We start from the raw sequence: 25,856 nt of genomic DNA, 5'->3' as shown, positions 1-25,856 counted from the left end.
AGAATCCAACATGAAAGATCTTAATTTTAAACGTCATCGTCGCTTACGTTCAAGTGATGCAATGCGTTCAATGATTCGCGAAACATTTTTAAGAAAAGAAGACCTAATTTATCCACTTTTTGTTATTGAAGGTGAAAATATTAAGAATGAGGTAAACTCAATGCCGGGAGTTTATCAAATTTCGCTTGATCTTTTAAACGATGAAATTCAGTCAGTAGTTGAACTTGGAATTCCTTCTGTCATTTTATTTGGAATACCGGCAGAAAAGGATGCAGTAGGGAAGGGTGCATACTGCGATCATGGTATTGTACAAAAAGCTACAAGGCAAATTAAAGAAAGCTATCCTGATTTGATTGTTATTGCTGATACTTGCTTATGTGAATTTACAGATCACGGACATTGTGGTGTGATTGAAAATGGGCAAATAGTAAACGATCCAACTCTTAAATTATTAGCTGATACTGCAGTTAGTCAAGCAAAGGCAGGTGCAGATATTATTGCACCTTCCAATATGATGGATGGCTTTGTAGCTGCAATTCGTAAAGGACTTGATGAGGCCGGCTTTGAGCATATTCCAATAATGTCTTATGCAGTTAAGTATGCATCAGCGTTCTATGGTCCTTTCCGCGATGCAGCGGGAAGCGCGCCACAATTTGGCGATCGCAAAACATATCAAATGGATCCAGCCAACCGTTTAGAGGCATTTCGTGAAGCACAGTCAGATATTGAAGAGGGAGCAGATTTTTTAATTGTTAAGCCCGCTCTTTCATATTTAGATATTATTCGCGACGTAAGAGATCGTTTTAATGCTCCTATTGTTGCTTATAATGTAAGTGGGGAGTACGCGATGATTAAGGCAGCTGCGTTAAACGATTGGGTAGACGAGAAAAGAATTGTATTAGAATCCCTTACGAGCATGAAGCGTGCTGGTGCAGATTTAATTATCACTTACTTTGCAAAAGACGTTGTAAAGTGGTTGAATGAAGGAAAATAGCTTCAAGCTGCATGCGCAAGTGAAATATAACGTTATTTTTTTACGAGGAGTGGTGTCATGAGAACCTTTGAAAAATCAAAGGCTGCTTTTAGTAAAGCCGTTCAAATGATGCCTGGCGGGGTCAATAGCCCAGTTAGAGCATTTAAATCAGTACAAATGGACCCAATTTTCATGGAACGTGGCAAAGGGTCAAAATTAATTGATGTTGATGGTAATGAATATATTGATTATGTTTTATCATGGGGGCCTTTAATTTTAGGTCATGCTCATGATGATGTTGTTGAAGCTCTAAAAAAAGTGACCGAAAATGGTACAAGCTTTGGTGCACCTACAGAGTTGGAAAACAAACTGGCAGAGCTTGTAATTGAACGCGTTCCATCGATCGAAGTAGTCCGTATGGTGAATTCCGGGACAGAAGCGACAATGAGTGCATTACGACTTGCGCGAGGATTTACAGGTCGTAATCTTATTATGAAATTTGAGGGCTGTTACCATGGTCATGGCGATTCGCTCTTAATTAAAGCAGGATCAGGAGTTGCAACATTGGGCTTACCAGATAGTCCTGGCGTTCCAGAAGGAGTCGCGAAAAATACGATTACAGTTCCATATAATGATATTGAAAGTGTTCGCTATGCATTTAATGAATATGGCAAAGATATTGCCGCTGTAATCGTTGAACCGGTTGCAGGGAATATGGGGTTTGTTAAGCCTCTCCCTGGCTTCTTAGAAGGACTTCGGGAAATAACTGAAAAAAATGGCACAATCCTAATATTCGATGAGGTTATGACAGGCTTCCGCGTTGGCTACAATTGTGCTCAAGGTCACTTTGGCATTACACCTGATTTAACTTGTCTTGGTAAAGTTATCGGTGGCGGATTACCAGTTGGAGCTTACGGCGGAAGAGCTGATATAATGCGGCAAATTGCTCCATCAGGTCCTATCTATCAGGCTGGAACACTATCCGGCAATCCATTAGCAATGACAGCTGGATATGAAACATTATCACGATTAAAACCAGAAACATACGATGAGTTCGATCGAAAAGGAGCTCGGTTATTAGAAGGTTTAACAAGAGCCGCCAAAAAGTATGATATTCCGCATTTTGCTGACCGTGTAGGTGCAATGCTCGGATTTTTCTTTACAAACGAAAAGGTAATCAATTTTGAAACAGCAAAAACATCAGATTTACAAATGTTTGCAAATTATTACCGTGAAATGATTGAGCAGGGGGTATTCCTACCGCCATCTCAATTTGAAGCATATTTCTTATCAACAGCACATACAGATGAGGATATCGAAAAAACAATTGCCGCTGCAGAAGAATCCTTCGCAAAATTGAAATAAACTTTATCCATATGAAGCTCATTGGAACCGAATTTTCGGTCCCAATGAGCTTTTTGTTTACCATAAAATGGAGGGGTCAGGAACCTCTATGGACACCACTATGGACACTACTGTGTCCCTCCAATAAATTCAAAATATATGACATAAATATCCTTGTCCCTTCATAAATCTGTAATGACATAGGTTTAATTGTGGGTTCGAAAGGTTTCATGACTTTTTGAATAGCCTCTATTTATCCCGGTGTAATCATCCGCAAGCCTCACTTCATCTACTTAGTGAGGACGAACGGACGCAATCAACCCGATTGATTCAACTAACCATCAGTGGGGAGTGAATATCGCGCTGATGGAAGTTTCACTTTATGAAGGGGGAGAATTTAAGTTGACTTTTAATCATACGTCTTCAATTCGGTTTTCAGTAGAGGAATCAGTGTGGTTTAAAAAAGGACAGGAAGTGTCCGATTTGCTTTCAATGTCACTTGATCCAGAAATTTCAATTCAAGAGCATGAGAATTATATTTCAATTCGAGGTGCTTTGGTATTAACTGGTGATTATTACCCAAAGACTACTGACGGCGATTCAACCTCAGAAAATGATTTGGGGACTGATTTTTATCGAGATATTTCAACAGTAAGAACTATAGATGAAATACTAGAAAAAGACGGTGGGATTCATTGTATGAAGCATCGTTTTCCTGTTGATATAACTATACCGACAAATCGAGTTCGAAGTCTTGAGGATGTCTACGTTTTGATCGAGTCATTTGATTATGAACTTCCAGAACAAGGGCGGCTAGAATTAAAAGCCGATTTGGCAATTAGTGGAATAGTTAATGAAAAGACTAAGGGAATCGCTACTACAGAAAATGAAACTGTACGTAACGATGATTTGGAAACAGATGCAAATGAAAATAGGACAGATTCTATTTTAGAAGCGCCTGCGACTGAAGCGACAATAAATGGTGACCAAAACAAAATTGTGAAAGAACAAAAAATTACACCATTTATAGATTATTTTAATAGAGCAAGTGGTGAATACAGGAAAGCACCTGTAGAAAAATTTCCTTCTTTTACAACAGAGGTTCGTAAAGAAGTAGTTTCGAAAAAGGAGATAACAAATGGGGAATCAAATGATGCCGAACCACAACTGGTGAACTCCCAACAAGCTGTCGAGTATCGGAAGGAAGAAAAAGTAGATGAAGCAACGAATCAGGCCATCCTAAAAGAATCTGTTACTCAAATTGAAGAGAAGTTTACTGACCCAAAAATGGACGTTGAAAGCAGAGAATCCAAAAAGGATGAAGTCCATACCGGAGTTGTAGTTGATTCCAATGAAAATACTCCTCAAATTGGTGTAAAGGGTCGTTCAGAGAATCAAGCATATGCTTGGAACCCAAAAAGCCTGTATTCATCTGAACAACAACAGATAGGCGTTGCTGCAAAAGAAGAAATGATGAAAGAGGATAATGAAGCACCTAAGAAATCATCAGTTCGTTCTGAAAATGCATTATATTTAACAAAAATGCTTTCATCAGAGGGTGAACAAGACTTCTCAAAGCTGCGAATGAGAATTGTCCAACAAGGTGATACGTTAAGTAATATAGCGGCAAGCTATGAGATTTCTGTAAGTCAAATTATAAGATTAAATGGCCTAACTGACGATATCGTGGAAGAGGGACAAATTTTATATATTCCAGAATATGCTGGTGTTGATTGAACGATTTAGTCGAGGGCAAAGGGCTTCCATTAGGGGGCCCCTTCTAAATTTATCTATAACTTGAACATGAGGTGGTCGATAATGATACACCAAGGTATGATAGATCAATATCAAAATCTTCTCCGTATGTATCAGATAGAGGCAGAGTTTATGGAGAAAATCGGAAAGATCATTAAAATATATTCAAAAAAAGGTACTTTCGCATTGAAGGAAACTGAATTAACAGATGTTCAACGAAAATCCTTCTTGTTTACAATCCAAACGCTTCATTTAAATGGATACCGACATTCTGTCCCAATCTACCCAACTCAGTCTGGTGAATATATGATCCATAGGGATGGCATGTATTATTATTTAATGCCGTGGTTAGAAGGTAAAGGGGTGGAAAAAGAAAATCGTGAAAACGAGTTAATGAAGCAAATTGCAAAAGTCCATATAGTTACAGCTAATAAAGAAAAGATTAATAAAGAGTACTATAAAAAATATTATGAAAAAGCTATATACAGAGCTGAAATAAGAAAATTAGATTATGAACGTTATATTGACCAATGTGAAAAAAGACTTTATATGTCGCCTTATGATCTCTTGTATTGCACATATTTCAATCTATTCATGCAGATGGAACAGTTTTCATTAAATCAGCTCGAGGACTGGTATAATAATGTATTAGAGAAAACAAATAATCGAATTGTTATTTGTCATGGGAATGTAAGGCCTAGTCATTTACTCTATGATGAAAATGGGCATCCTTACTTAACAAGCTTTGAACGTTCTTTTACTGCTTCGCCGATATATGATCTTCTTTACTATTTTAAAAAACTTTTTTATAAAACCCCGCAGTTCTCTTCAAGTACACTCCAACAGTATAATCAATATAATCATCACAATCATTTAACGGAGGACGAGAGATTATTATTCATGTATTATTTAACGAAAACAAGTGGAATTTATAATTGTATTAAACACTATCGAAATGATCGAACGTTACCTGAAAAAACCTCAGTTGTTCAATTGCAACGCTATATTTGGCAATTGCAAGCAGCAAAAGCATTTGTTCAGCAACTCCAACAAGTAATCGAGCAGAACAGGCAAGCAAGCACGGAAGAAATATTGTAACGTAAAACATTAAGAAACTATACCATCTAATAAACAGAAAAATCCCAAATAGATTTTTTATCTATCTGGGATTTTCTAGATCCATTCAAGTGTAAAGGCAACTAAAAGTAAGACTAATAGAGATAATAAAATAACATCTAATGTAGTTGGTAGGAGCAAGGTTCGTAACGCTTGAAAGATGACAAGCGGCAATGTTACTTGTTCCATCACTAAAAGAAAATGACGGGCCCAAGGTGGAAGACGGAATCTATAAAAGCGACTCATATAGAAAGCCTCCTCTGTAAAAAAACGTTTGTTATCTATATTGTATGGTCGCATCTAGGAAATAGTGCTATTTTATTTAAAGTTAAAGAACATCTGATTATTTTTCCAAAAAGAAGCCAATACTATTGACGTTTTACTGATTTAATAGGTAAACTATTGTAGTACATAAAATTATTAGAACCATTTTGAAATCATATAGTTATTGTTAATGTAACAAGCTATGACAGGAAGAGTGCTATGTTGAGCCCATAACTTCTTTCGTCCTTTTACAGGGCTTAAGAAGTTTTTTCGTTTTCACCAAATTTGAGGAGGATTTTTGAATGAGTAATCAGGAAATTAATTTATCAACAAAATATGATCCGCAGTCGGTGGAGCAAAACCGCTATGAATGGTGGTTACAAGGAAAATTTTTTGAGGCTGAAAATAATCCGGATAAAAAACCTTATACAATTGTAATTCCACCCCCAAATGTTACCGGAAAGCTGCATTTAGGACATGCTTGGGATACAACTCTTCAAGATATTTTAACGAGAATGAAACGTATGCAAGGCTACGATGTATTATGGCTACCAGGTATGGATCATGCCGGAATTGCAACACAAGCAAAGGTTGAAGAAAAGCTACGTGAAGAGGGAAAATCACGATACGACTTAGGCCGTGAGAAATTTCTGGAAAAGGCGTGGGAATGGAAGCAGGAATATGCAGATTTTATCCGTAAGCAATGGGCGAAGCTTGGACTCGGTCTTGATTATAGCCGGGAGCGCTTTACGTTGGACGAGGGCTTATCAAAAGCAGTTCGCGAAGTCTTTGTAAAGCTTTACGAAAAAGGGCTAATCTATCGTGGGGAATATATTATTAACTGGGATCCGCAAACGAAAACAGCGTTATCAGACATCGAAGTTATTTATAAGGATGTGCAAGGTGCATTTTATCATATGCGTTATCCGCTAACTGATGGGACAGGCTCGATTGAAATTGCAACAACGCGACCAGAAACAATGCTTGGTGATACCGCGGTAGCCGTACATCCAGATGATGAGCGCTACAAGCACCTTATTGGGAAAATGGTAAAGCTACCAATCGTTGGCCGTGAAATTCCAATCGTAGCCGATGACTATGTTGATATGGAATTTGGTTCCGGTGCTGTAAAGATTACGCCAGCGCATGACCCGAACGATTTTGAACTTGGAAATCGTCATGGCTTAGAGCGTGTACTTGTCATGAATGAAGATGGCACGATGAATAAGCTTGCTGGTAAATATGAAGGTATGGATCGCTTCGAGTGCCGTAAACAAATTGTGAAAGACCTAGAAGAACAGGGCGTGTTATTTAAAATTGAAGATCATCTTCATTCAGTTGGGCATTCTGAGCGGAGCGGGGCCGTTGTTGAACCTTATTTGTCAACGCAATGGTTTGTAAAAATGCAGCCTTTAGCTGATCGGGCAATTGAGCTTCAAAAAGGGGACGGAAAGGTAAACTTTGTCCCGGATCGTTTCGAGAAAACATATCTTCATTGGTTAGAAAACATCCGTGATTGGTGTATATCACGGCAATTATGGTGGGGTCACCGTATTCCAGCTTGGTATCATAAAGAAACGGGCGAGGTATATGTTGGCCATGAAGCTCCAGCGGATTTGGAAAACTGGAAACAGGATGAGGATGTTTTAGATACATGGTTTAGTTCAGCGCTATGGCCATTCTCTACGTTAGGTTGGCCGGATGAAAATGCAAATGATTATAAACGCTTTTATCCGACAGATTGCTTAGTAACTGGTTATGATATCATTTTCTTCTGGGTATCGCGGATGATTTTCCAAGGTCTAGAATTTACAGATAAGCGTCCATTTAATGATGTATTAATTCACGGACTTGTACGTGATGCAGAAGGACGAAAAATGAGTAAATCACTCGGTAACGGTGTTGATCCAATGGATGTAATTGAGAAGTATGGGGCCGACTCGTTGCGATACTTCTTATCAACTGGAAGCTCACCAGGGCAGGATTTACGTTTCGTTTGGGAAAAGGTTGAATCTACATGGAACTTTGCCAATAAAATTTGGAATGCATCAAGGTTTGCCCTTATGAATATGAACGGGATTACGTATGAGGAGCTAGATTTTTCCGGTGAAAAATCAGTAGCTGATAAATGGATTTTAACACGATTAAATGAAACGATTGAAAGTGTTACAAAGATGGCTGATAAGTATGAGTTTGGTGAAGTCGGCCGTGTCCTTTATAACTTCATTTGGGACGATGTTTGTGACTGGTACATTGAAATGGCGAAGCTACCTTTATATGGCGAGGATGAAGATGCAAAGAAAACAACACGTTCAGTTCTTGCCTATGTGCTGGATAATACAATGAGACTGTTACACCCATTCATGCCATTTATTACAGAGGAAATTTGGCAGGCGTTGCCGCATCAAGGTGAATCCATTACTGTCGCAAAGTGGCCAGAGGTTCGTAGTGAGGTAACAGACGAGGCTGCTGCGGAAGAAATGAAATTATTAGTTGATATAATCCGTGCGGTTCGTAATATACGTGCTGAAGTGAATACACCTATGAGTAAGCAAATCAAATTGAATATTAAAGCGAAGAATCAAGATGTTTTAGTGAACTTGGAAAAGAACCGCCATTATTTAGAACGTTTCTGTAATCCTAGCGAATTAACTATTGCTCTTGAGATTTCCACTGATGAAAAAGCAATGACGGCAGTTGTAACAGGTGCTGAATTATCGTTACCATTAGAAGGTTTAATTAACATGGAAGAAGAGATTGCTCGGTTAGAGAAAGAACTAGAAAAATTAAATGCTGAAGTAGATCGAGTTCAAAAGAAATTAGCGAATGAGAAATTTATTTCTAAAGCACCAGCCAATGTTGTCGAGGAGGAGCGGAAAAAAGAGCAGGATTACCTAGAAAAGCGGGCAACAGTCGAGGCGAGAATTAAAGAATTGAAGAATTAAAGGGAATATAAAAAATACCCAGACCATCTAAGTTATTTGGCGTAGGTGGTTTGGGATTTTTCTTTATGGTTAATAATGAATGTTCTCTAATGGTCACTAATGGTCGAGAAATCGACTAGAAATTATAGTATAAGCAGGATGAAGGACAAAACTGAGTGAAGCGGCGCCAGAAATGTCCTTCATAAGCAGGATGAAGGACAAAACTGAGGAATCCGCACCAGAAGGAGGCTCTATAATGGATACTGAGTTTACAAAGGCATTACAGTGGTTAAATGGTCGACTTAAATTTGGCATTAAACCTGGGCTAGAACGAATGAATTATATGCTTGAACAGTTAGAACACCCGGAAAGAAGACTAAAGGTCGTTCATGTAGCTGGTACGAACGGAAAAGGTTCAACTGTTAGCTTTATGAGACATATTTTACAAGCAGCCGGGTATACAGTTGGTACGTTTACATCTCCATTTATTGAAGCTTTTAACGAAAGAATAAGTATAAATGGCGTACCAATTTCCGATGATGACTTTGTTGCAATTGTTAATACGGTGAAGCCAATCGTCGAAAAGGTGGAAGGAACTCCATATGGTGCACCAACAGAATTTGAAGTGTTAACGGTTATTGCGATCGAATATTTTGCTAAAGTAGCAGTCTCGGATATTACCATCATGGAGACGGGTTTAGGGGGACGATTAGATTCAACAAATGTTGTTCATCCACTACTTACAATCATTACAAACATAGGGCATGATCATATGGATGTTCTTGGGGACACCATTGAAGATATTGCAACAGAAAAAGCCGGAATTATAAAATCTGGCATCTCAGTAATCACAGCAGTTGAACAAAAGGCTGCACTTGATGTCATCAAAGAGACATGTAGACAAAAGCGGTCTAAGCTTTACCAGCTCGGCAAGGATTTTAATTATTTTGATGTGAACCAAGAACATGAAACTGAGAAATTTTCATTTACATCAGCTTACAATTCGATTTCAGGTTTAGAGATTTCAATGAAGGGTAAACATCAAATAAAGAATTCTACCGTTGCATTAATGGCCATACAATATTTAAAACAATATTATTTTTATCATATTGAAGAGGATCATATAAAATCCGGTTTAAAAAATACCTTCTGGATCGGGCGATTCGAAAAAATGAGCCAGAACCCTCTCATATATGTAGATGGAGCTCATAATCCTGAAGGCATTGATGCTTTATGTGAAACCATTCAACGCTACTATTCTAATAAAAAAGTAAAAATTATATTTTGTGCGATGAAGGATAAAGCCTTACAACAAATGGTAGCAAAGTTAGATCAAATAGCGGATACGATTACATTTACACAATTTGAATATCCGCGCTGTGCATTCGCTGCTGATTTGTACAAACTCTCTACTTCAGCTATGAAGCATATGGAAGCAAATTGGCAAATCGCAATAGAAAACGAAATAAAAATTATGAAGGAAAATGAGGTTTTAATTATAACAGGCTCGCTTTATTTTATATCAAAAGTAAGGCAAGTAATAAAAAATATTTAAAATAAAGTTAAAATTATTTAAAAACGATAACATTCATTTACATTTTTTGTTAAAATGGAATAATGAATGTTCAGAAAATTAAGAAATAAGACGGGAAGGGGGAAGATAATGCAACCATCAAAAATGAAACAAGCGTTTTTATGGCTAATTTGGATAGTCTGTTGGCCAATGGCACTTGTGGTGTTACATAATATGCAAATAGAAAAGGTTCACTTTTATGTAAGTCATTATGGCTTAGATATATTAACTTTTCTCATATTGATGATTGCGGTTGCCCTTTTCCCAATTATTATTAATGAAACACCGCTCCTATTTATACAAGGGATTTCTATGGCGGTTTTTTTACGTTTTGGTTTATTTATAGAAGTTGTATTAACACAAATCGCAGTCTTAGCATTACTCATTCGCTTAGGAATTGATAGAAAAAGCATATACAAAATACCATTAAATTTATTGCTATTTTTAATTTCATCCGTGCTTGGTGGCTATGTTTATACCGTTCTAGGCGGATTTAATGGAGTGGTGTTATTAACTTACTTACCTACCCATTTTGAAGTAGCTATATATGCTTTTGTAATTTTTTTATGTAACCACATTATGTTGTATTTAGTGCGTAGGCTTTTTCTGAAAAAGGGAAATGTCACCTTCTTTGGTAGGGGGTTTTGGTGGGAAGTCTTAACAGCCTTACTTGTATTCCCGCTTGGTCTTGTTTTATACATAATCTACGGTACAATCGGAACCATTGGGATTTTCCTAATCGGTATCCCATTTTTGAGTGTTTCTTTTATTTTAAAGCTATACTACACAAGTCAAAAAATGAATTATCATCTTAAACAAACGAGTGAGCTTGGTCAACAATTAACAGCTCGATTGAAAAAGTCTGAGGTTTTAAAATTGTTTATTGATAATTTATATATCATGCTTCCCGTTGATTTTATCTATATTTTTGGTGTCCGTGGTAATTCTTTGTCTCTTTTGCGGCATATTGAAAATGGGCAGGAACAACCAATTAAAGACATGCCAATAAATAGAGGTGAAGGAATTTTTTATCGAGCTTGGATATTAGGGCAAAGTGAATTATATAAAACAGCTTCACAATGGCATCATTTACAGAAAAAGTACTTTACGATAGACGTTGAAAGTTTGCTAGTTGTTCCAATAAAGAGAAATAGGCTCATTACAGGTGTTATCGTGCTTGGGTCGCGAAAGAAAAATGCCTTTGATAAATATCAATTGAGTATTATTGATATTTTGGCATCACATTTAGCAGTAGCTGTAGAAAACTCAAAGCTTTATGAGCAAAAAAAGCGGGAAAGTGAAAGGTGTCCTTTAACGAAACTATACAACTATCGATATTTTGAAAAGATATTAGTAGAAACCTTTAATCAGCTTCATCAAAATTTGAATCATATTTCTTTAGTTATTTTAGACCTTGATCATTTTAAATCTATTAATGATACATACGGTCATCAAGCTGGGAATGAAATACTATGTGAGTTAGCTGAAAGATTAAAAGAAATCATAAGGTCTAAAGGGATTGTAGCAAGATTTGGTGGAGAGGAATTTGTACTTTTACTGCCTGGCTACAATAAAGATGAAGCGTATAATTTAGCTGAAATGATACGGAAGGAAATTTCGAATAATCCTTTTACGATTGATCAGTCAATTTCTGAAGGATTAAATAAATTAAAAATCTCCGTAACGGCTTCGCTTGGAGTAGCAACTGCCCCAGAAGACTGTGATGAACCATTTTCTTTATTGCGTAATGCAGATCGGGCGATGTACACTGGTGCAAAGCAAATGGGAAGGAATAAGGTATCTGTCTATGGGGCATTAAAGGTATAGTTTGTATAGGGGTGGCGTTGTCCAATTTTCATTTAAGGTGTTGGTTAGTGTTAATCACGAGCCAGCGCCTTTATTCATATTCAATCGATATTGATGGACGATCAATAGCCCACTTTAGAATGATTTCATCTTCTCCTGCTCCCACATTTAAAGGTGACTGACTTAATACAGAGTAGTTGGATGCGCATATCCCTCTTGATTTATCAGCACTACAGTAATTATGGTAATTAGTTGGCAGATCACTATTATCCGGAACATATACTGTGCCACTAACCTTAAGTAATAATTGATTGCCACTGCTAGCTTTGAAGTTCGTTATATCACCATATATATAAGCGTCTCCAGAAATATGAATTTCTGCATTCGTTGCCCCTGTAATAGTTCTAAAATACCCATTCCCGTTTTGAACTTGGATAATGGATTGATTACCGATTGACGTTGGTCCATTAACAAATAAGTCACCGCTCTTAATGATTAAATTTGAATGGTTTTTTGACATATTTAAAGCTCCTTCAATATATAAACCATTAATCGTATTGGTATCCTTTTTAGCAGCTACAATTGTTCCGGATAATTTTGCACTACTTAGTCCATCGCAATTTTCCAACGAATTACATTTAGAGGAGTAATAGGTAGGGATGTCCGGAAACATAACATTTGTATTTGTTCGCTCTGGGAAAATTGAATGATTATTGATGAAAAAACTGCCATTTATGTTCTCGGTTTTTCCTTTATAAACACCCGCACTTGTAAACTCTACATAAATCTTATTACAATCGCTTCTGTCTATTGAAACAGAAGTGATCATTGCTTTATAGTCCTTGTTTACAGAAACGGGGATGTTATGAATAGGGGAGAGGTAAAACTGGTTACAAAACAATTGTGTTAGCTCATCACCAGTAGTTTCCGGATTACTATTGAAAAATGCCTCCACATTATTTTCTGATGTTTTAACCTGTGCTGCTACATACTCTTCAAAATACATGACTGCCATTTCAGACATGTTTGTTGCTTGAATTTGGGCTTCTGTTATTTGTGTCTGCTGGACATTATTAAAAATAGTAAAAATAAGAACGGATGAAAAAATAAACAGTAATGTAATAATTAGTAAAGCTGTTACTAACGCAGCGCCTTTATTGTTCAAAAGGTAGCCTTTTTTTGGAAGTTGAAGCTTCATACAAACCACCTACCCTATTAATGAATGCACAGATTCCTTGCGTTGAAGATATATTCACTTTCATAGCACACAGTAAACACCACCTATAATCTCGTTAGTCCAGTTTCGATAGAAAATAAATTGTTTGTTGCAGGATCACTAATATTTAAAAGGATATGGTATTCCTTTCGTGTTGCATCAATTTGCTGTTCAACTGTATCTGTTATCAGGATGTCATCAAGAATTATTTCAAGCTTATATTTAGGGCTTCCCAGACTTTGAGTCGCGCCATCCGATAATGTCACTTTATACAGATTTGCGGTGGAGTCATATGTAATGACATATGATGACTGTGTGCGATGAATCGTTCTTAGTTGGGTCAAAATCAAATTGGCTTCTTGTTGAAGGAGTTGTTTTCCTTCGGTTTTTTTGTAGGAATGAATGGAAGACAGTAAAACCGAAAAAGCTAACCCAATTACAAACGTACTGATTGTCAATGCTGCTAATATTTCAATTAATGTAAGACCTCTCTTGTTAATTAACAATCTTCTGCGTTGCCTCGTCATTAGGATGAGCCCCTCAAGTAGTGGTACGTTTCAGCTTTTTGATTCCCTTTTAGATCAAAGATTTGAATATGAAGCTTATATAAGTTATAGGATGCTTCCTTTGTAATGGTAAGCTCCAGTTTAAAGGTAGGCCGTTGCTCGAATATACCTGAAGAATTAACATTTACAATACTTTTTTCTGGCTCAGGAAAGCTGCCTATGTAGGTCTTCGACTTTTGAAAATGCTCTGCATTCTTTTTAATAGCAACAATGGTGTCCTGCGCTAGATTAATCGCTATTAAGTTCTCACGATGCTTCTGTGTAAATAATGCTGATTGACTGAAGAAGCTGAAGAAGGATAACAAAATAATCGATAGGATAACAAGAGCAGCAAGGACTTCGATTAAAGTAAAACCTACTTGTTTATTTCTTTGATGTTTCGGATACGAACTCATCGCATCACCTTTCTAGAAGCTATTTCAATATAGTTCTATTTTAACGGAAGTAAACTTGTTTATGAAGTAATGCGGGATGGTAAAAAAAGGATAAAATAATAGGTAATTTGTAACAAAAAGTTAATGATTACTAGTCCAAATGATGTGTTTTTGCTTGACAAAATACTATATAATGATAAATAAGGAAATTTTAGAAAAATTATTAAAAATATTATGAAGTTTAAGGGGGAATAATTATGGTGAGTCGGCTGTTCCCTAAGGTTATCCTTGTAATTGTTGGATTATTGCTTATTTTAACAGGATGTAGGGATAAACAAGTAAAGGAAGAGGTTGAAAAATACCTGAAAGTCAATGCCAATATTAGTTATGAGGTATTACCTTCAAGCTCACTATCTAGTGTGAGTGAATTAGTGAAGGAATATGACCAAAGCGGAAATCTAGTTAATAGTGATAGTAGTAAATTTAATGTCCTGTATACTGTAACCCCAGAATTGTTAAAGAAATATGACGAAAATAAGACAATGTCTGATATTTATATTACTCAAAAACTACCTAAAGGTGTAACAATATTAAATCCTGAGGTGGTTGTAAAAGAAGAGGAATCAACAGATGGAAAGACTGTATATATTCCTTTATCAAATATAGACTATTCTCCTGTTAAAAAAATAACAAAATTAAAGTCACCGAAAGAGCCGAACATACCGCAGACATTTCCTAATAAGGAAACTAACTTTATACTAAATGGTGGATCTAAAACTATACTAAAGGGAACATTATTTAGTGGTGAAACAAAACTAACAGAAAAATATAGCTTTCTTCACGTTTTTGGACCAACTAAATTTGATGGGAATATAATCTCTTATAAAGAAAATAGCAATGTTTCAGTTCTTGGTAATAGTCTATTTAACGGTGAGACAAGGTTACAGGGGGATGATAGCTATATTACGATAACAGGTGACGCTAAGTTCAATGGAAATACGTATATCCAAGAAAAAAGAAGTGCCATCACAGTCACCGGAGATTCTATTTTTAATGGCGAAACGAACTTACAAAATCGTTTTAATACTATTTCTATTACTGGAGATGCGGAATTTAATGGAAACACTTTAATTAAGGATGAAGGAAGTAGTATTCATGTTTTAGGGGATGCATTATTTAATGGAGAAACGAAAATAGAAGAAAAGAATAGTAGAATATCAATATTAGGAAATGCAAAATTCGAGGGCAATATTTCGCTTGAAAAAGGGTATAGTAAAATTACTGTATACGGAAATGCGCAATTTAATAATCAAGTAGAATTAAAGGAAAAAACATCAATTTGTGTCTTTGGAACAGCCTATTATACAGGTTCTAAAGCTCCGTTCACAAACAAATGTGGTAGAATGGCAAAAGGAGATATGAGTAATAATGCGTCAAACTTTACGCCGCAGACTCAAACAGTTCAACTACAATTACAAGTTGATCATGCAATTGATGAACCACTTAAGAACGCATTTATGCATTATAAGATAGAGGATCGCCGTGGAGATTTTGAAGACGATAAAGAAATTGCAGCTCCATCGGAAAATATTAAAATGATTGTCAAACTTACTGATTCTAATAGAAACATAGATTATATGGGTGATCACCTTGGTAATATATCTAAATTTGATATAGAGGATAGTAATACTGTTACTGAAAATGTTTTAAGTGACCCTATTTCGGAGATGAAATTTGAAAATAGTGATGCGGAAGTTATTAGAGTTAAAGATATGAATAACAAAGAAAAATTAATTTATCTGAGCCCGAAGGTTGTACTGGAAACAGATAAACCAATAAATATCGATCCAACTCAAACAGAGCCATATGAATTTAAAGATAGTAATATAAAATTGTACATTGATCCAGAAAAGAAAATACTGCCTACGGATAAAGTATCCTATCGTTATTCTATTGACGGTGGAGAAGAAGTCCCATTAGATGAGAGTACAATAATTAATTTGGTCGATGGTAATGAACATAGGATCACAGTAACTGCCACAGGTGGGTTTGCAACAGGTGATGCAGTAACATTTAAAGTTAAATGTACTGGTTTATTATTTGGACTTAAATTTATCGATGGAATTAATAAGAAGATAATGGTTGGAGAAAAACTATCGTTAGGAGATAAAATCGTTTTTGATCCTGAAGATTATCCAAATAAAAATGTTGCTTGGGATAGTTCTAATAAATCAGTAGCAAATATTGATACTAGTGGAAACGTAACAGGCATTTCTACAGGTATAACAACTATTACCGTTTTATCATTAGATAGCGATAAGTCAGATACAATAGAAATCGAAGTTTTACCATATGTTAAATTGCAAGGAGCACCAAAATATATTACTCTAGGTACTACAGTTGGTTTAGAACCGTATTTAATAAGGAAACCAACGGAGACACCTGTTAGTTGGAATTCTAGTAATATAAACGTTATCTCTATTAATGATGACGGAGTGATTACAGCAAAAGCAATAGGATATTCTGATATTACAGTTAAATCTGTCGTCAGCGGATCAACTTCCACTGTTAGAATATATGTACAATCAAAAGGAGATACTGAAACTCCGTCCCTTGATTTAAAATGGTAAAATAAAGAGGAGCCTAGCTGGAGCTAGGCTCTATTTTCATTCAAATATATAGTCATCTAAAATAACTCTTATTCTATCAACGACAGGGAGTACATCTAGATGATTTAATATGACACTATCATCATAATCTACGATAAATCTTGGCTTGCCCATTGCTGGTGATGTGAAATTTAAAATATTCCCGCTATTTGATACATTTCCTCTAACAGCATTAATCTCAAGGCCGTTACTAGCAAATAATCCACCCTTAATATGAAAAAGTGAACCAACTCCATATAATTCTGCATAAGAGTCTGTATAAAAATATCCTCTAAGGGGCTCGGTTATATCATCAACTGTTGCAAACTCATTGATGCGGGTAATCATCAAATTATTTCGTGTTAATAGGACAAGTTGCGATTCATCATTTATTCCATCCATATCTTTATCTTCATATAAAGTTAGCCCTAAGATATTTGTGTTATTAATAGTAGATGTCCCAAGGCAATATATAATAGAGTTAAAATATATTTTATCATCTCCCTCATTCCCTTGGATAATCAAATCACCAGTAACAAGAATATTTCCGTCAATTTCAACATCATTATTACTTTCAATTATGAGATCTCCATGGACGATTAGCCATGCATCTTCATCAATTTTAAAATTTTCTGAAAGGGAAAATACGCCTCGTTCTACATCGTTAAATCTCAATTCCCCAGAATCAACATCTTCAATGGATATGGTATCAGTAAATAGTATTACTTTTTTTCCAGATAAGTCAGGGGGTGTCAAAGTAGCATCATTGAATAATGATTGATTCAAATCATTTTCTATAATGTAATAGTTATTTATACAATTGCCTCCATCAAAAATAGAGTCATCATCTATAAGAGGTTGATAGCTATTAATTGCATTGATACAATTATCTTGGACAACATTTTTTATAACATTTTTCATAAGGGTTTCGTTAGTAATATCATCACTTATTGAAAAATAATTGGATTTTAATGCCTGATTCAATTTCTTTTTAAATGTCTCAATAAAATTTACATCAACAAAATCTTCTTTTGGTGGATAAATAGTAGGGTCTGGGTCTTCAAAGTAGTTAAATATATCAGGATGGTTTAATTTATTAATTCCATTTATAGACTCTTCTACAAATATATCACCATTAATTTCTGGATAAGTTGATATTATTGAAGACTCTCCAGACCCTTGTTTGAATTCTGCTATGTTACTAACAATTAAATTCTTTGCATTAATATTACCATTAAATCTAGCTGCTCCATTTATTGTCATAACACCGCCGTGTGTGCCTGCAACATAATTTAGAAAGCTTGGATAAGATGACAAATATAAATTTCGAGAAATTGTTTTTTTTCTTCCATCCTCATCAATGGTTTTACTTAATAGGAAAGCTTTGTTTGGTGTACTAGTAGTACCGAAATTTGCGATAGTTAAATCTGTAATAGATACATCTGATATGCTATCAATTAAATTACTTATTTGATTATGATAATCTGAATTTTCAGGTTTAATATTCCTGTCTTCAATCTCAGTTATTATTTCTGCAACTACTTTTTCTAATTCCTCTATTGCTACCTGGGTATTTTGGTAATTTTGAGTTTGGATATTTGCTCTTTTTGCTCCATTAACTGCAGCTGATAGTATTGATAAACCAAGTATTGAGAAAATAATTATTGCCATTAGAACTAGTGGTAAAGCTGCACCTCTTTGATTTAACATGGTTATCCTCCCCATTAGAATCCAATTGAAGAAATATATGTTATAGGCTCTACATAAATAGGATTACTTGGATCGTGGTAGTCTAAATGTTTTAAAGTTAGTGATATATTTATTGTTGCATTAGCTTTACATATTGTTTTATTAGTAGATGGATCAAAATCAGGGTTAGTACATTCAAAAAACAGTTTTGAGTCTTCAACACTAATTCTGTTACCATTAATCTCATATTCCGAAGTTTCTATAGTTCCGTCATCATTTTCAATTGATTTTTGTAGAATTAGGTTATCGGATTCTACTCTAACAGTAATACTACCGGGGTTAGGATTATCTTCTTCTATTACATTATATAAATCTAAAGAATCTTTAACTTTACTACCTTTTAATATTTTATTATTTTCTGCAGAAAAACAAAAATCAGGTGTTCCACAATCATTTATTTCATCAGGTGAGAGTCGATATATTTCATTTAGTATTGAAGCAATAATGTAATCGGCCTCATCTCTTAACTGACCTTCAATAGCAATTTTATTATAATATTTTATTCCCATGGTAAATACAGAATATATGCTTCCTAATATTAGTGTTGATATAAGTAGTGTTATTAATGTCTCAACAAGAGTCATACCTCTTTGATTAAGATTAACGAATTTTCTCATTAGCTATCACGCCTTTAAGGTAAAGTTCTTTATTATTCTTTATTGGTTGCACAATTATAATGACATCAATTAAATAATCTGGATAATCATCATTTTTTCGAATACCAATATTTAAGGTAAAAGTATCGCCGTTAATAGTAGGACTAACTATACTTGGATAGTTTGGATCAGTACTGTTATATTCGTGATATTCTTTGCCATCATTTTCAAAAGTTAGGGTGGAGCTATCAATAATATTAATAATCTCTTTAAAATGTTGTTTTTGCATATAAGTTAAGGCGTTTTGGGCCACGTTTAGGCTCAATGTAGTTGCTTTATTCCTGTTAGTATAATCATAAGCTTGAGCGAAAAAGGAAAACATCGGAATTACAACTATAGATAAAATAGTTAAAGCAGCAAGTACTTCTACTAATGTAAACCCTCGTTTATTTCGCAAAAATTTCCCCATAATACCCTAACCCTTCTTTTAAAATACTCAACTTTATTATACAATAGCTTATAGTCGAAAAGTGTCATTATTAAGCGAATTTTTTACAATTTTGGAAAGAAGGTGAGAACTTGAAGTTATTTTTATTTGCCTTTTTAACGATTTTGCTATTAATACCTATTCTATATATTATCCCGCTAGGTTTTAATTCGAAGGGAAAGCTTTTAATTATTGTTGTTTCTTTTGTATTAGCATTGTTAGGCCTTGTAGCTAATAATTATTTTAATTATGAGCTATGGCAAACATTAATTATGTTATTTGGCTTTGCTCTTATTGTTACTTATTTTACAGAGAAAAAACTTCGAACAATGCTTATTTATTCGGACCATTCAGGCGAAAGTGAACGGTTGGGTATAAATGATACATATTTATTAGTCGATCGTGACTTAGATGATCATACAGGTAGAGATGCAGGAAGAGATGCAGGAAGAGATGGAATAGAAACGTTTGAATATGAAAATCTAAACGAAGCAGTTCAGGTTGAGAACAGTGTTGATTCAGATGAAATTTCCGATAACGAGAATGAAATACTTGATGATGACCTTGAGGCACAACCTGCTGAAGAGCTACAAAATGGTATGCAAGAGGATAATGGCGATGTAAGTCAGGATGAAATTCCCACTGAACAAGACGGTGTTGAAAGAAATATGGACATCGTATCAAACGAAACTAATATAGAAGTCGAACAACAGCTTTTAGAGGATCATCCTGTAAATGTTATAAGTAGTGAAGACTTGGATTCTATTAAAACCGTCGAGAAAACTGACGAGGAAACTGATGAGGAACAAGCGCTTTTAGATGCAAATGATAAGGAAGAAGATTTAGAATTTGAATATGTTGATCATAATGATAATACCACGATAGACCTTGAGGAAATGAACACTAATGGAGCTATCGAGGAAACTTTTGAAAAAGACTTCCCTGAGAATGTAGAAGAAGATGAAGACATTGAAGATGGAACCTGCAATAGTGATGAAGAAGAGGTTAGGAATATTGGGGATGCAGAGCTTGATACAGAGGCCCTCATAGAAGACACTGTAGACGCTGAAAACGTGGATGCTGGAAACGTGGAAGCTGAAAACGTGGAAGAAACAGAATATGATTCCTTAGAGCAACAAGATGAGAACAATGTGGATGATGAAGCAATGGCTAATACATTTGAAGACGAAGAAATAGATGTAATAGTAGAAGAAGTAACCGATGCTGAAATTGTTACTGAAATCAATTTAGAATCAGCTGATATAGAAATAAATGATCATGATGAAAGCTCTGATGTGGTATATATCGATGAAAATGTTGAATCAATACTAGAGGAAGTGAACGACCCATCTGAAATGGTTGACGAAAGTATTGAAGCTGAAACAGATAGTGAAACACAGGGCGAAATTACCCCTGATGATCATGATATTGATTCAACTGAAGTAGTAGAAAACCAAGGTTCAACAGAGGCAGAAGGTCAAGTGCTGGAGGAACTGCTAGAAAAGGACTATGACGATGCTCATGAAGAAGATTTAATTCAAGATGTAGATGATGAATCGATCCGGAAATTTGAAGAAACGGATGAACAAACATTAGTTGAAACAGATGGATTAGAGCTAGATGTAGAAGAACCATTAGAAGGCAAATATGACGAAGCCACTGATGAAGATTTAGATCAAGATGAAGAACAAGAACATGACATTGTAATAAATGAAACAAATGAGCCTGAGCACGTTTTAGAAGGTGGAAATGAACAGGAGCTTGATCAGAATCTTGTCTTTATGGAAGAAGATCATGAAGAAGCAGAACCCCTGCTTGATGCTGAATTAGCAAATGAGGAAGAACAAGATTCACCAGAAGAGGAAGAACAAGATTCAACTAAACTAGAGGATCAAGTACTTGAAGAATTAGTAGAAGTCGAGAATGACGATGTTCTAGAAGAATTTGTTCAACAAGAAGAACATAATGAAGAAGCTGACCAAGAAAATTGCGCAGAGCAAGATTCTGTTCAAGATATACAACAACAAAAAGATGTAGATCTTGAACAAGAAGAAGATTTACTAGAAGCAGTATTACCAAATCAAGAATTTGAAATAGAGGTTGAGGAAACAGATCAAGAGCAAATTATAGAGCAGAGTGAAGATCAGGGCGAGGAACAAGATTACGAACAAATCGAAAATCAAGATCAAGAACAAGACTCAGAACAAAGCGAAGATCAAATTCAAGAACTAGACTTACAACAAAGTGTTGAGGATGATCAACACCACGATCTAGACTTAGAACAAAGTGTTGAGGAAGATCAACGCCACGATCTAGATTTAGAACAAAGTGTTGAACAAGACCAAGAGCAGGCTCAAGGCCAAGAACTAAATATTGAACAACACGAACAAGAAAACGGAACAGATCAAGGATCTGAACAACAACCACATCTAGAATCACAACAACATATAGAGGTAGATGAGCAGACAACTCAACTGAAAGAACAAAGAAAATCAAAGATCCAGCAACAAATGTTTCATACGATGGTGTCCGAGATCCATTTATCTCGCAGCATGACAGCGCCTGATGAATACGAGCATTTAATAAAGGAGTATTTACACCCAGAATTGCCGGATCAAGACTACTATACATTTGCTCAATTACTTGTAGAGCATTATATTTATGAAGAAAAATATGAAAGTTTGTCAAAATTATTAACAGATTTAATTGATCGATTTGATCAATATCCAATACTGATGGAAGAGATTCTTTATTTGTTTGATAAATATTGTCAAGACATAAAATAACAATTTTTATTTTCTTTCAGGCAAATCATGTTAAAATATAAAAAGATGTGACGATTCGTGAATATAAAGGAACAGGTGTGGTGAAAAGAATGAAAAAAAGTAATCAGATTCTTGGACTGCCGATTATCAGTATCGCTGATGGGCAACAGGTTGGATCAGTTAAGTCATTAGTTATTAATCCGGATAAAGGTTCGATCGATTTTTTAACAATTGAGCACGATGATTGGCAAGTTAGTGTAAAAGCAATACCTTTCAAAAAAGTTGTTGGAATTGGTGAATACGCTGTTACAGTTGAAAGTGAGAGTGCCATTATTGACCTAAATGAGATCCCAATTGCGAATCAATTAGTCAATAAGAAAATAAAAATCAACGGTACGAAAGTTATGACACGTAAAGGTGAATTAATCGGAGAAGTTACCGAGTATTACGTTGATGAAGATAATGGTCAAATATTAGGTACGATGTTAAAGCTACCTAGTAATGAGGTAGCACTACCATCAACTGCTGTATTAACTTTTGGGAAAGATATTATTATTGTTAAAGAGGATGTACAGAAATACTTCCTTAATTCAATTGAAGAATTAAACCAAGATGTTAAAAGTGAAAAAAATGCTACAGCAGAACGATATGCAGAAATTGAAGAGTCATCACATATGGCAGCTACTTCTATTGATGCCGTACTTCCACAAAAGAGTGATCCGTTTGAAGGAGTCCAAATGAGAACAGAAGCACAACCTAGTTCTTCATCGGAAGTACAGTCAATTAAATCTAAACAGATCGATATTTTAAAAGGAAAAACTGTTACAAAAGATATTTACGATAAAAACGGCAATATCATTATTAGTAGCGGGACTGTTTTAACAGAAGAAGACATTGTCAAGGCACAGGAGGAAGGCCCAAGTGTAATCGTGGAACTATCTATGAATGTAGATAGTGAATAAGGGGGCATTCGTAGTGAGTCGTTGGCTCGATCTAAAAATACTATTGTTATTAATAGCATGTACTGCCTTTGTAATCGGGTCCTCTTCCCTTGGGGCATTTGCTTATGAAACTGTTTTTAAAGAATCCACCGGATACTCTGAGGGGACTAAAGTTGGGCCAGTTTCTTTACAAGGTATAGAAAGCCAAGAGGCAATGAGCAAGGTGCTAGAAGCGATTGATGAATGGAAGGCAAATAGTTCCTTTACACTAAAATATCAGGAAGATGTTGTGCAATTAGACCCTTCATTTCTTCAATTTGATATAAAAGGTAGTGTGGAAGCTGTTGTCAATGGACAAGCCTCGCCTTTACTTGCTGCAGTAAATATAGATAGTCTGAAGGAACAGGTTACAACTTATAATGAAGTAATCGCCAAGTCTATTGACTATGAGAAACTAGCAGATACTATAAAGGGCAATGTCGTGAATTTGAAGCAGGGGTCCTTTGAATTTTATATGAGTGAATTCTTGCTTAGTATAAATCAAGGCGGAGTCGAAATTTTGTCAGAAAGTGTAATAACTGGCTTTGACCAGGAAATGGAAGCAATCATTGAAGAATGGGTAAATTCGGTAAACCCTATTCCTCTTAAATCAATGGAATCTTATTCGCTTCTATCTACTATCAAAAGTGATCTCATTTCTGAGCAACGACTACAAGGCTTAAATGTGATTGCTACAGGCCTATATGAAGCAGTACTAAAGGCAGGATTAAATGTTGAAGAGAGACACATACATTCTGTTTTGCCAACATATAGCAAATTAGGTTTTGACGCAAAGGTTAAGCCAAGTACGATGGACCTTGCTTTTACAAACATGAGTATATCCGATGTAGCTATTGGCTTACAGCTGGCAGATTCTTCACTAAAAGTAACAGTTGAGGGATATGCCCACGAAAATAAATTTGAGGTAGTTTTGAAAAATGAACAAACACTACCACAAAAGCAAATTATTCAACCGAGTCCGGCTATACAACGGAATACATCAAATCTAATCGATGAAGGAAAAGAAGGGAAAATTGTTCAAGTTTATCGAAACAAGCTGAATGAAAGTGGAGCGGTTATTGAATCAGAGTTTATATCTGAAGATTACTACCCACCAGTTCATGCTGTCCTGCAAGTGCCACTTAAGCCTGATTCAGAAACGATAGCCAATCTTAAAGCTGAACTAGATGCTTTAGCAGAGATTGCTGAAAGTGTATCAGGGAATACCGCAGTCGATGAACAGAATGAAAATGAATAAAATATAATAACCAAGATGTGAGTGTGTTTAGGAAAATCTTCAACGAATGTTCACAAACCTATCACTAATTTGGTTAATAGTTTCCTATTTTTTGATATTATAATATGAGAGAAAATAAAATGGCGAATCCACTGCAAGGGTTCGCTTTTTATATAGACACTGTGATAAACAGGAATGAGGTGGGTTTATGATAGAATTAATCTCCGCTATCATAGGCACAGGGATTGCACTATTCGTGCTTTTATTCGTGCCAATTAAAATGAAAAAAAAGAAAAAAATTATTATTGTTCTACTATCGATGGTGTTTGCAATTATTTTTCAATTTATCTCACAGTTATATAATTTACAGATTGCTATAGCAGCAACATTACTATTAGTGCTGTGCGTGGCTGTAATCCTAACTAAATATAAGGATTCTAATGAGGATGAATTACTACAAGAAGAATTGCAGCCGGGAAATTTGTCACAACCATTAGATGGAACTACCAACGTTGAAGAAACAACTCGTAAGGCTGACTTACACATGGATCAAAGGAAAATAGATGAGTACATTCGTTCATTAGAACAAAAAAGAAAATCTAACGATGCCCCCGTTGAAGATAACGAAGAAACACAAATCGAAACTAGCTTTAATGAAGCAGGTTCAACTGTAGAAAATAATAGTACTTTGATTGAAGCTGACAATTCTATTAATGAGCCTGAGTTTTCACATGAAATTCAATCTGAAATAATTGAAAATAACGATCTCGCTATACGTAACCATACACAATGGGATTTGCCGATAGATGATAAGGATAGGACAGATGCTGAAGAAAATACTGTTGTTGAACAACAAATTGATGTTCACAATGTTGAGGAATCGATTGAAATCGGTGAAGACAATGATATTGAAAATGATTATGATGAAGAAGCTGAAATTCATACGATCATAAACCACTCAATCGAGAAAGTTCATGAAATAGATGTTGAAACGATCGCTAGTGATCATGATGATGTGCCAGCTCAATCTGAACAATCAAAGGTTGAGGAAGAGGTTGATTCCAGCGCAACTCTAGAAGATATGCTTTATGAAATAGAAATTAAACCTGACTCAGATCACGCCGCTGAAGCTGAGCCTGAATCTGAAGCTAAAGAGGATGAAAGCGAGAATGATCCTCAAGTAAACACATCCAAAATGGAACATTTGCTTTCAGATCTAGGTGATTTTGTGATTGAAGTTCCTGATAAGGCTGATGATGAAAAAACAAACAATCAGGAAAAAACACAAAATGAAAGTGATCCACTACTTGAAGAGCGAAAGGCTGAAAATGTGGAAAAAGCAAATGATAATCAGGACATCCCGTTATTTCATCGTGAAAATAAAGAACTAGACCCTGCTGATGACAAAGATGTTATTAAAAAACGCAAACTTCTATTCGAGGAGCTTGAAAATGATTTGTTTAAATAACAAATCGTAGAGAAG

Annotated in this window: 19 protein-coding genes; 12 read left to right on the top strand and 7 right to left on the bottom strand. The window is 35.4% G+C overall.

Annotated elements, in window-relative coordinates; genetic code table 11:
• The first annotated feature begins 10 nt into the window (after positions 1-10).
• From hemB to ysxE, 4 genes are all read left to right on the top strand, one after another.
• Positions 11-994 (top strand): porphobilinogen synthase, encoded by a 984-nt coding sequence (hemB, locus tag D612_RS0113355; RefSeq protein WP_017755987.1) that lies wholly within the window; start codon positions 11-13, stop codon positions 992-994.
• Positions 995-1,051: 57 nt separating this feature from the next.
• Entirely contained in the window at positions 1,052-2,338 is a 1,287-nt protein-coding gene (hemL, locus tag D612_RS0113350) for a glutamate-1-semialdehyde 2,1-aminomutase (protein WP_017755986.1), read from the top strand.
• Positions 2,339-2,683: 345 nt separating this feature from the next.
• Positions 2,684-4,054 (top strand): stage VI sporulation protein D, encoded by a 1,371-nt coding sequence (gene spoVID / locus D612_RS0113345; protein WP_017755985.1) that lies wholly within the window; start codon positions 2,684-2,686, stop codon positions 4,052-4,054.
• 81 nt (positions 4,055-4,135) lie between these two features.
• A complete protein-coding gene (ysxE, locus tag D612_RS0113340) occupies positions 4,136-5,170 on the top strand; it encodes a spore coat protein YsxE (protein WP_017755984.1) in 1,035 nt (344 codons plus the stop codon).
• A gap of 75 nt (positions 5,171-5,245) precedes the next feature.
• Here the strand turns inward: ysxE and D612_RS0113335 are convergent, their stop codons facing one another.
• Positions 5,246-5,434, bottom strand: coding sequence for a hypothetical protein (locus tag D612_RS0113335; RefSeq protein WP_017755983.1), 189 nt, complete (start codon positions 5,432-5,434; stop codon positions 5,246-5,248).
• A gap of 320 nt (positions 5,435-5,754) precedes the next feature.
• On the opposite strand from D612_RS0113335, the gene D612_RS0113330 reads away from it, so the two are divergent.
• From D612_RS0113330 to D612_RS0113320, 3 genes are all read left to right on the top strand, one after another.
• Entirely contained in the window at positions 5,755-8,397 is a 2,643-nt protein-coding gene (locus D612_RS0113330) for a valine--tRNA ligase (RefSeq protein WP_017755982.1), read from the top strand.
• Between the two features lie 235 nt (positions 8,398-8,632).
• Positions 8,633-9,931 (top strand): bifunctional folylpolyglutamate synthase/dihydrofolate synthase, encoded by a 1,299-nt coding sequence (locus D612_RS0113325; protein WP_017755981.1) that lies wholly within the window; start codon positions 8,633-8,635, stop codon positions 9,929-9,931.
• Positions 9,932-10,039: 108 nt separating this feature from the next.
• Entirely contained in the window at positions 10,040-11,776 is a 1,737-nt protein-coding gene (locus D612_RS0113320) for a sensor domain-containing diguanylate cyclase (RefSeq protein WP_017755980.1), read from the top strand.
• A 70-nt stretch (positions 11,777-11,846) separates the two neighbouring features.
• On the opposite strand, the gene D612_RS0113315 is transcribed toward D612_RS0113320, so the two are convergent.
• The 3 genes from D612_RS0113315 to D612_RS0113305 form a co-directional block, all read right to left on the bottom strand.
• Positions 11,847-12,953: a hypothetical protein gene (locus D612_RS0113315; protein ID WP_017755979.1), complete on the bottom strand. Its 1,107-nt coding sequence runs from the start codon at positions 12,951-12,953 to the stop codon at positions 11,847-11,849.
• Between the two features lie 83 nt (positions 12,954-13,036).
• The gene (locus D612_RS0113310) at positions 13,037-13,498 is read right to left on the bottom strand and encodes a PulJ/GspJ family protein (RefSeq protein WP_017755978.1); all 462 of its coding nucleotides are present in this window, start codon (positions 13,496-13,498) and stop codon (positions 13,037-13,039) included.
• Positions 13,498-13,932 carry a type IV pilus modification PilV family protein gene (locus D612_RS0113305; RefSeq protein ID WP_017755977.1) on the bottom strand — a complete coding sequence of 145 codons (435 nt, stop codon included), beginning with the start codon at positions 13,930-13,932 and terminating at the stop codon, positions 13,498-13,500. Before D612_RS0113305 ends, D612_RS0113310 begins: the two co-directional genes overlap by 1 nt.
• 236 nt (positions 13,933-14,168) lie before the next feature.
• Between D612_RS0113305 and D612_RS0113300 the strand changes: the two genes are divergently transcribed.
• On the top strand, positions 14,169-16,541 hold the full coding sequence (locus D612_RS0113300; protein WP_017755976.1) for an Ig-like domain-containing protein: 2,373 nt from the start codon (positions 14,169-14,171) through the stop codon (positions 16,539-16,541).
• Between the two features lie 36 nt (positions 16,542-16,577).
• Here D612_RS0113300 and D612_RS0113295 read toward each other — a convergent pair whose 3' ends face one another.
• The 3 genes from D612_RS0113295 to D612_RS18795 are packed head-to-tail and all read right to left on the bottom strand — an operon-like array spanning position 16,578 to position 19,373.
• Positions 16,578-18,269, bottom strand: coding sequence for a type IV pilus modification PilV family protein (locus tag D612_RS0113295; protein ID WP_017755975.1), 1,692 nt, complete (start codon positions 18,267-18,269; stop codon positions 16,578-16,580).
• 14 nt (positions 18,270-18,283) lie between these two features.
• Entirely contained in the window at positions 18,284-18,925 is a 642-nt protein-coding gene (locus D612_RS18800) for a PilW family protein (RefSeq protein WP_017755974.1), read from the bottom strand.
• Positions 18,909-19,373, bottom strand: coding sequence for a type II secretion system protein (locus D612_RS18795; RefSeq protein WP_017755973.1), 465 nt, complete (start codon positions 19,371-19,373; stop codon positions 18,909-18,911). The genes D612_RS18800 and D612_RS18795 overlap by 17 nt, the downstream gene beginning before the upstream one ends.
• 110 nt (positions 19,374-19,483) lie before the next feature.
• Here D612_RS18795 and D612_RS0113280 point away from each other — a divergent pair, with 110 nt between their 5' ends.
• From D612_RS0113280 to D612_RS0113265, 4 genes are all read left to right on the top strand, one after another.
• Positions 19,484-22,177, top strand: a complete 2,694-nt coding sequence (locus D612_RS0113280) for a hypothetical protein (RefSeq protein ID WP_017755972.1) — start codon at positions 19,484-19,486, stop codon at positions 22,175-22,177.
• Between the two features lie 89 nt (positions 22,178-22,266).
• Positions 22,267-23,118 (top strand): PRC-barrel domain-containing protein, encoded by an 852-nt coding sequence (locus tag D612_RS0113275; RefSeq protein WP_017755971.1) that lies wholly within the window; start codon positions 22,267-22,269, stop codon positions 23,116-23,118.
• 13 nt (positions 23,119-23,131) lie between these two features.
• Entirely contained in the window at positions 23,132-24,394 is a 1,263-nt protein-coding gene (locus D612_RS0113270; RefSeq protein ID WP_017755970.1) for a VanW family protein, read from the top strand.
• A 187-nt stretch (positions 24,395-24,581) separates the two neighbouring features.
• The gene (locus D612_RS0113265) at positions 24,582-25,841 is read left to right on the top strand and encodes a hypothetical protein (protein ID WP_017755969.1); all 1,260 of its coding nucleotides are present in this window, start codon (positions 24,582-24,584) and stop codon (positions 25,839-25,841) included.
• Positions 25,842-25,856: the final 15 nt, after the last annotated feature.

The organism is Calidifontibacillus oryziterrae (assembly GCF_000331575.1).
GTDB classification, from domain to species: Bacteria; Bacillota; Bacilli; order Bacillales; family Bacillaceae_J; genus Calidifontibacillus_A; species Calidifontibacillus_A oryziterrae.
The sequence above is the reverse complement of the archived record's forward strand: the minus strand, read 5'-3'. Positions and strand labels throughout refer to the sequence as shown.

What these genes read in the sequence shown, in the direction of transcription:
- D612_RS0113265 (WP_017755969.1), top strand. Translation starts at nt 24,582, where the DNA reads ATGATAGAATTAATCTCCGCTATCATAGGCACAGGGATTGCACTATTC.
- hemB (WP_017755987.1), top strand. Translation starts at nt 11, where the DNA reads ATGAAAGATCTTAATTTTAAACGTCATCGTCGCTTACGTTCAAGTGAT.
- D612_RS0113330 (WP_017755982.1), top strand. Translation starts at nt 5,755, where the DNA reads ATGAGTAATCAGGAAATTAATTTATCAACAAAATATGATCCGCAGTCG.
- D612_RS0113325 (WP_017755981.1), top strand. Translation starts at nt 8,633, where the DNA reads ATGGATACTGAGTTTACAAAGGCATTACAGTGGTTAAATGGTCGACTT.
- D612_RS18795 (WP_017755973.1), bottom strand. Translation starts at nt 19,373, where the DNA reads ATGGGGAAATTTTTGCGAAATAAACGAGGGTTTACATTAGTAGAAGTA.
- D612_RS0113295 (WP_017755975.1), bottom strand. Translation starts at nt 18,269, where the DNA reads ATGTTAAATCAAAGAGGTGCAGCTTTACCACTAGTTCTAATGGCAATA.
- D612_RS0113315 (WP_017755979.1), bottom strand. Translation starts at nt 12,953, where the DNA reads ATGAAGCTTCAACTTCCAAAAAAAGGCTACCTTTTGAACAATAAAGGC.
- spoVID (WP_017755985.1), top strand. Translation starts at nt 2,684, where the DNA reads ATGGAAGTTTCACTTTATGAAGGGGGAGAATTTAAGTTGACTTTTAAT.
- D612_RS0113305 (WP_017755977.1), bottom strand. Translation starts at nt 13,932, where the DNA reads ATGAGTTCGTATCCGAAACATCAAAGAAATAAACAAGTAGGTTTTACT.
- ysxE (WP_017755984.1), top strand. Translation starts at nt 4,136, where the DNA reads ATGATACACCAAGGTATGATAGATCAATATCAAAATCTTCTCCGTATG.
- hemL (WP_017755986.1), top strand. Translation starts at nt 1,052, where the DNA reads ATGAGAACCTTTGAAAAATCAAAGGCTGCTTTTAGTAAAGCCGTTCAA.
- D612_RS0113335 (WP_017755983.1), bottom strand. Translation starts at nt 5,434, where the DNA reads ATGAGTCGCTTTTATAGATTCCGTCTTCCACCTTGGGCCCGTCATTTT.
- D612_RS0113300 (WP_017755976.1), top strand. Translation starts at nt 14,169, where the DNA reads ATGGTGAGTCGGCTGTTCCCTAAGGTTATCCTTGTAATTGTTGGATTA.
- D612_RS0113310 (WP_017755978.1), bottom strand. Translation starts at nt 13,498, where the DNA reads ATGACGAGGCAACGCAGAAGATTGTTAATTAACAAGAGAGGTCTTACA.
- D612_RS0113275 (WP_017755971.1), top strand. Translation starts at nt 22,267, where the DNA reads ATGAAAAAAAGTAATCAGATTCTTGGACTGCCGATTATCAGTATCGCT.
- D612_RS18800 (WP_017755974.1), bottom strand. Translation starts at nt 18,925, where the DNA reads ATGAGAAAATTCGTTAATCTTAATCAAAGAGGTATGACTCTTGTTGAG.
- D612_RS0113320 (WP_017755980.1), top strand. Translation starts at nt 10,040, where the DNA reads ATGCAACCATCAAAAATGAAACAAGCGTTTTTATGGCTAATTTGGATA.